The 6467-nt window shown below is 61.3% G+C and carries 4 protein-coding genes and 1 pseudogene; 3 read left to right on the forward strand and 2 right to left on the reverse strand.

The window, feature by feature from the left end:
• Nucleotides 1–570: 570 nt before the first annotated feature.
• From ACI944_RS10140 to ACI944_RS10150, 3 genes are all read left to right on the forward strand, one after another.
• Nucleotides 571–2340: a hypothetical protein gene (locus ACI944_RS10140; RefSeq protein WP_411718928.1), complete on the forward strand. Its 1770-nt coding sequence runs from the start codon at nucleotides 571–573 to the stop codon at nucleotides 2338–2340.
• A gap of 414 nt (nucleotides 2341–2754) precedes the next feature.
• Nucleotides 2755–3099, forward strand: coding sequence for a hypothetical protein (locus ACI944_RS10145; RefSeq protein WP_411718929.1), 345 nt, complete (start codon nucleotides 2755–2757; stop codon nucleotides 3097–3099).
• Nucleotides 3100–3612: 513 nt separating this feature from the next.
• On the forward strand, nucleotides 3613–4122 hold the full coding sequence (locus ACI944_RS10150) for a TRAM domain-containing protein (protein ID WP_411718930.1): 510 nt from the start codon (nucleotides 3613–3615) through the stop codon (nucleotides 4120–4122).
• Between the two features lie 15 nt (nucleotides 4123–4137).
• On the opposite strand, the gene ACI944_RS10155 is transcribed toward ACI944_RS10150, so the two are convergent.
• Together ACI944_RS10155 and ACI944_RS10160 are read right to left on the reverse strand one after the other, a co-directional pair.
• On the reverse strand, nucleotides 4138–4497 hold the full coding sequence (locus tag ACI944_RS10155) for a DUF555 domain-containing protein (RefSeq protein WP_411718931.1): 360 nt from the start codon (nucleotides 4495–4497) through the stop codon (nucleotides 4138–4140).
• 971 nt (nucleotides 4498–5468) lie between these two features.
• Nucleotides 5469–6374, reverse strand: a pseudogene (locus tag ACI944_RS10160) (replication factor A); the annotation flags it as partial.
• Nucleotides 6375–6467: the final 93 nt, after the last annotated feature.

Here is a 6467-nt window from a genome sequence, read left to right on the forward strand (position 1 = left end):
GTAGGTGAAGATCCCATCGACCATCTCGATCTCGCCGGGAGAGTCCTCAACAAAATCTTCGGGTCGCATTGTTATCTATCAACCCTATTGTGGGGTGTTTGGATAACTGTTTGGCCTTTCAGTTATCCAAAACGCCGCTGAGCGGTCAGTAAGATAACGGCAGACGAACTTCGCTTTCAGCTCCTCTGAGGGTACGTCAGCGGGTTTTGCCGGCAGCTACTGATGCTGCCCTCGTCTATGCAAGGACTCGACCCTAACGGTCGAAACCCGAATTCCGTTGTAGACGCTCAATTAGTCGCAATGCACTCTCTTCCGAAGCAATGCGACTCTCCAAGCCCTCGGTGGTGCCGAACTCGACCGGCCGGAGGTTACCCCACACGGGGAGAATCTGGAGTGTGTGGGGTAACTACGATCCAACGAAGACCTAGCCGAGACGGTTGTGGGGAATATGTGGGTATCGCCCGAAAACGCGCATTCTGGGGCCTCTACCAACGATAAAACTAAGCGGGGCTAACGAGTGTAGAGCGTGAGGCTGTACTAGAGCCTCACGAATGGAATGTGGAGATTCCAATGAAAGGTAGTACCAACTCCGATAAGAAGTTATCGGGAACTCAAAACGAGACGACAGGACCGAACACGACAGATGCGACCGCTCTCACGCGGCCGACCGACACGCCAACCCAGCACTTCCGGCCCGACCGGAAGCGCCGCCAGCGTGCCGGCTCCTCCGACGACCGTTCCACACTGGTGCGAATGCTCTCGGGGTTGCTGCACGCGCTCGTCCAGGACGACACCGAGTCGTCGACGAGCATCGCGACCGACGGGACGACGATCGACGAGTCGACGGCGTACACCGAACGGACCGCCTCAAAAGGCGAGTACGGCTCCCGAACGGAACCCGTCGACGGCGTGTACGGACACACCGCTGACGGTAACCCGGTGGTTGCCCCAACCGGGCGACTCGCCGCGAGCCGGATCGACGCCAACTGGACGCCCGGCGACACGCTCTACGAGTCAGACAGGGCTGGAGCAGTTACCGCGGCGACCGGAAGGAACGCCAGTTTTCTGTTCGCCGAGCAATCCGGCGACCAGCAGACGACGTTCGCGATCGACTACGATCACACGGCGGGCCCGACGCTCGTCGACCCGAACGGTGAGCGCATGATCGGCATCGCGAGCGGCCTTGAGCCGATGATGGCACGGACAACTCCCGCGACGATGCAGGACACTACTCCGGGTCACCTCGCCTCGCTGCTGCCCGCTCGCTCCCGTTCTCAGGACTGGGACAGCGGTGTCGACCACGAGTTGCTCGAGACGCTGCCGGCCGCCGAACAGGCGCGCCTGCGCAGTCTCCGTGCGCTCGACATCCCAACCGACCCGACGCCCGAAGGTGCGATCGAGGGTGTTCCGACCGCAGAGTTGGAAGTGCAGACGCCCGATGGGCGACTCACTCCGCTCGGTGAGCTGTTCGACGAACCCGAACAGTTCGCGAGGAGTTCACTCGAATCGATCGAGTACTCCCTCGCGGTCGAAGCCGAGATGCGCCGCGTCACTGACGGCATCCTGACTGCCCGGACCGATCCGGACATCCAGCCAGGTGACGTCGAACTGGTGGGTCATGCGAAGTGGCTGGCCAACCGGTACGACGAATACGCCGCGACCAGGCCATCTAGTGCCGAGCTTGCAGCCGTTCGAGAGAAACGTCAGGCTGAGGCCTACCGTAGGCGGATTCGGCCGCTCACGGACCTCGACGCCGAACAGCACGACCAGGTCTCCCGGATGGTAGACCGACTGCTGAACGACGAGTTCGATCGAGTGGTTGAGCTTCGCAAGTCACGGCTGACGCTGGCGATTGCGCTCGCGAAACGCCTCCATGACGGGGCCGATCCGACACAGGCTCTGCTCAGACAGGCCGACGCCGAGGCGACCGACTCAGGAAACGTCCTGCGAGTCGGCAACGTCCGGTACACGCCCGTCGAGGCGACGCGTGGGCGATTCTCGACCCAGGGAACGATCCTCCGGCTGTTCGAGGATACCCATCCTGACATCAAGCAGGCCGGTCTGCTGAGTGACGATACCGGCGTGATGAAGTTCGCTGTGTGGGTCAAAAGTGAATGGGATGAGACACGACCGACGCCCGATCCAACGGACGACGGTCGGACGCTCATTCGTTCACACCGATTCCCCGAGTTGCGGGAGGGTGATGTCGTTCGCTGTGAGGATGTCATCAAGCGATGGTACAATGGCGACCCGACGTTCGAAACACGCCGGGACAGTACCCTGACGATCATTGAGCGAGCGACCGCCAATCAGAGCGATTGCAAGAGTGGTGGTCGGTGATGTTTGACGACTGAGTAGAATTGTAGCGAACTGTAGCACGGCGAGTCCCTGACCGGACTCAGAACTCTAACACTCTCTTTCGACGCCGACCGATTGACTACAACGAGCCACCGGATTCGGTGTGTGCCGACTCCGCTGACCTTCCGTCTTGATCTCAAGTAGCATCTCACCATATGTCACCCTACGAGCGTGGATCGCCGATCTTGTGGGGTAACGATACGAAATAGCGAACGATGCGGCAGCCGAACTAGCAGTACAGTACTGTTAGTGTTCTGTCAACCGTAGATCGATGGGTTCGTGATTACGCGATTTGAATTGATGTTTCGGTGATAGCCCTCTCACCGCCTGCGAGATAGAGAGGGTGTAGTCCGCACCTCTCGGGGTTTTTTGACCTCATGGATAGCACAACAGTCTATGACCGAAGATATCTCACTTGATGGTCGGACGCTTGTTGGCGTTGCAAACACCGATGCTGGGGAAGTGAGTGGAGATACTCGCTTCGAGTTTGAGCAGGAGGGCGAACGGATTTACGCACACTATACAGGTGGAAGTATCGTCGATGGCCATCTCGTCGGAACGTTTGATGGAGATGAATGGGACATCAGGTATTCGCAGATCAACACGGAGAATGAAACCGCGAGTGGCCACTCCGTGGGCACCGCTGAACTGCTTGACGACGGTCGTGTACGCATCGAAGACGAGTGGGAATGGGAGTCACAGGATGGTAGAGGTGAGTCAGTCCTCGAAGAGATCGTCTAAAACAAACTCTGCTCTGGCCGATACGCGCGCTGTATTCACCTATGGAAATTCTGCTGGCCGAACAAACTACCACTGACGACATAACTGTTTGGACGATGTCGAGACGAGCCCAACCAAGGGAGAGAAAACCGAACGACTGCGAAACGATAGCCGGCTGAGAAGCCGACAGGCGGAGGACACGAGAACTGCGAGAGCTGTCGCTCACGCCGACGCCAGCCCGCCGCTGAGCGCTACGCGCAGCATCCGGGCTGTCACGCCCATAACCCGGCTTCTTTCGCACTCGGACTATTCAGCAGCACGTGCTCTGGAGCACGGAATACAGCTCGGTCTCTTGCGTCCCATAGTTGATTCACGCTCCGCTGGGATAGCAGAATTTCCATCGAGTCAGCAGGATCGTTCTGACAGAAAGCAGTTCGTTCGATTTCCAAGAGCGGGTCGAACAACCCACCAAACTCATCAATAGTCGACGGACCACTAGACGGATATATCCGAGTGCCGTCAGAAGTAGTATCGATGGATTCGTCCACCCTTTTGTGTTTGTTCTCAGGTCGCGTCGAGGAACGAGATGGAGAGTACGTCATCACGATTCCCCAACCGGAAATCGAACTAGAGACGCTCGAATCCGAGGAGACGTACCGGGTTGGGGTGTATCCCGGCGTGTCAACATCATCAGGGGCTATCGACCGCCGGAACTCAACAATTGCTGACGATGATTCCCGAGATACCCGACTCGCTCGGCAGAGGGAGACACCTAATCCGGCTCGCGATTCTTCTCCGTCGACATCGTCGAAGACGGCCAGTCAGTCGGCCTCGACCGACAGCACACCGGACCAGCCCCCCGTGACAGAGGGAGAGCAGCGTCGTCTCCAGATCGAGGACGTCGGCGACCAGGGTGACGGCCTCGCCCGTGTCGGCCCCGGCTACGTTGTGTTCGTCCCTGACACCGAGATCGGCCAGCAGCCGCTCGTCCGGATCACGACCGTTCGCGAGAACGTTGCGTTCGCCGAAGTCGTCGAGCCGTAGGGGAACAACGACGAATTATCCTGACGACTCGACGAGCGTGAGCGGGGTATCCGGGACGTGCGGGCCGATCTCGCGCTGGCTGACAATACCACCTTCTTCGGGACAACTGGCCCGGACTTCGACGGTCAACAGCAGGCCGACCAGCGCCCGGCCCGAGACAACCGTCGCGACGTCCATCTCTGTCTCACAGCCACGACAGCAGGCCGACTGGACCGTGATATCGGCGTTCCGAATCGATTCACCGGCCTTGGCGACGCGCTTCCCGAGCTCGGCGACGGCGATGTTGATCGCGTCCTGTGCGGTAGCGACGTTGTGGACGATCCACGGGACCGAGAAGGTCACTTCGTGCCAGTCCGTGTCGGATGTGTGGGTCATTGGTGGTGTATGAGGCAAGCGGTTGCACGTCGGCGCTGTTCGGAGGGCTAGAGGGATGTCCATCTTCGAGACTCGGGCGAACGGGTCTCCTGTGGTGCTCCCAGGATATCTCCGAGCCACCCCGTTTACAGCAACATGTACTATCTCCACGGAGCGGGAGAGTATATACTCATCTATCATAATGGTTATGCACTGATCGGTGGGAACGGTTCGCTACGGAGTCGACGTGATTGCTTCCCCGCTCGTTTGTGACCGCGAAACTGGCTTGAGAATCTCTGCGTCTGGTCTTCGGCTGATACCGTAGTTACCCCACGCCGGATTAATCAACCGACCGTGTGGGGTAACCTTTCTTCAAACGCCGAGGTGCCGGCGCCAGGCTACGGGTTGGCGTCCTCCAGTCCCAGATCCTTGGCTGCGTCGGTGACAGCCTGCTCAATCGAGCCGAGATCGTTGCCGTAGTGCTCGGCCGCTGCAGCCGCCTGTGCCGCGCCGCGCTCGAACGCCGCGATCCGCGTGCCAGTGTGTTCGACCGCCTCAGCCAGCCACGCCTCCCGGGTCGCCTCGTCGACGGTCGCGATCGACTCCGGCTCGATGGCGACGTTCACGCGCTCGCCCGCCTCGTAGGAGCGGAGCTTCCCCACTACGGCGACGTACGACGGCGTAGCCGCCTGCTGGAGGAACTGCATCGCCTCCGGCTGGTACTGGCCCGCGTAGACGAACACGGGCTCGGAGCCGACGTACACGCGTCCACGCCAGTATTCGCTGCTCGACCCGACGTCTCTCGCCTCAGTGAGCGCTCCAACGGTCAGCACACGGTTCACCGCGACGCCGGTGGGGGACAGGCTGAGCACGGGGGCCCGCTCCTCGTCGGACTCCTGGAAGGTGTGCGTCGAGGCGTTGATTTCCTGCGCGAGCATTCGCTGGGCCGGCTGGCGGCCCGTCACCGCGGGCTCGAGCGCCTCGTCACTGAGGTCTTCGTCGGCGGGCCCCTCGGCCACGTCGTCGACGAGAAAGTACTCGCCCACCACCGGGCCGGTCAGCCGGTACGACCGGCCGAGCACCCGCTCGGTGAGGGCGTCGACGACGACGCTGGTATCGAGAGCGTCCATCGCCATCTTTTGCGCGTCTGCCATCGACAGCCCCGAGACCGTGACGGTTGCCTCGGCGTCGAAGATCGCGTTGACCGACCGGCTGCCGTCGTCGACGATTGCCTTGATCCGAAGGTCGAACTCGCCCTCGACGGCGCCATGTTCGCCACACCGCCCACCCGAGAGTACCCGGGTACAGTCCGCCTTGGGACAGCGCTTGATGAGTCCTGAGCCTTCCTGGACGGCGACGACCGTCCCGCCAACGGTGACGCCCTCGGCAGCCGCGCTGACCGCCGTCTCACTGGGTTCGACGACGGTCGCCGAGTTGAGGCTCACCGAGTACCGGCCCCGGTACTCGTCGGTGACGACGTTGTGGAACCGGTACGTCTCCCCCTCGACCAGCTCAGGGAGCCTTGCACTCTCCCATTTTACGAACTTGAGCCGGCTAGATTCGTCGCCGAGCAGCCCGACTTGGGCGATCGTCTCGCTCCGGGGCTCCCAGAGCTCGACGACCTCGGCGACGACGTCGATCCACTGGTCTGCTTCCTCGACATCCTCGAGCATTGCGCGCTCGAACCGCGAGCCCGCCGAGTACCCGGCCAGCCGTGCGAGTTCGGCCGGGAGGTCCGACTGCTCGAAGCCGGCGTCGCGCATGATTCCGCGGACGACCGTCCGCACGGCCTCGTCCACCGGAACCTGATGGGCGACTAGGTCGTCCAGCCGCTGCCCGATCTCCTGCCGGGTGATTTCCGCCTCGACAGCCGCCGCGTCGCTCGCTGGCCCCGTCATCGCGTCGAGGTGAGTAGTAATGGTTTCCGCACGGTCCTGCAGCTCGGTCTCGGTCGTGGTGGTCTGCGACATCTCGAAGCTCTCCTGAGGACG

Origin of the sequence: Natronomonas sp. (assembly GCF_046710025.1) — an archaeon.
GTDB lineage: Archaea > Halobacteriota > Halobacteria > Halobacteriales > Haloarculaceae > Natronomonas.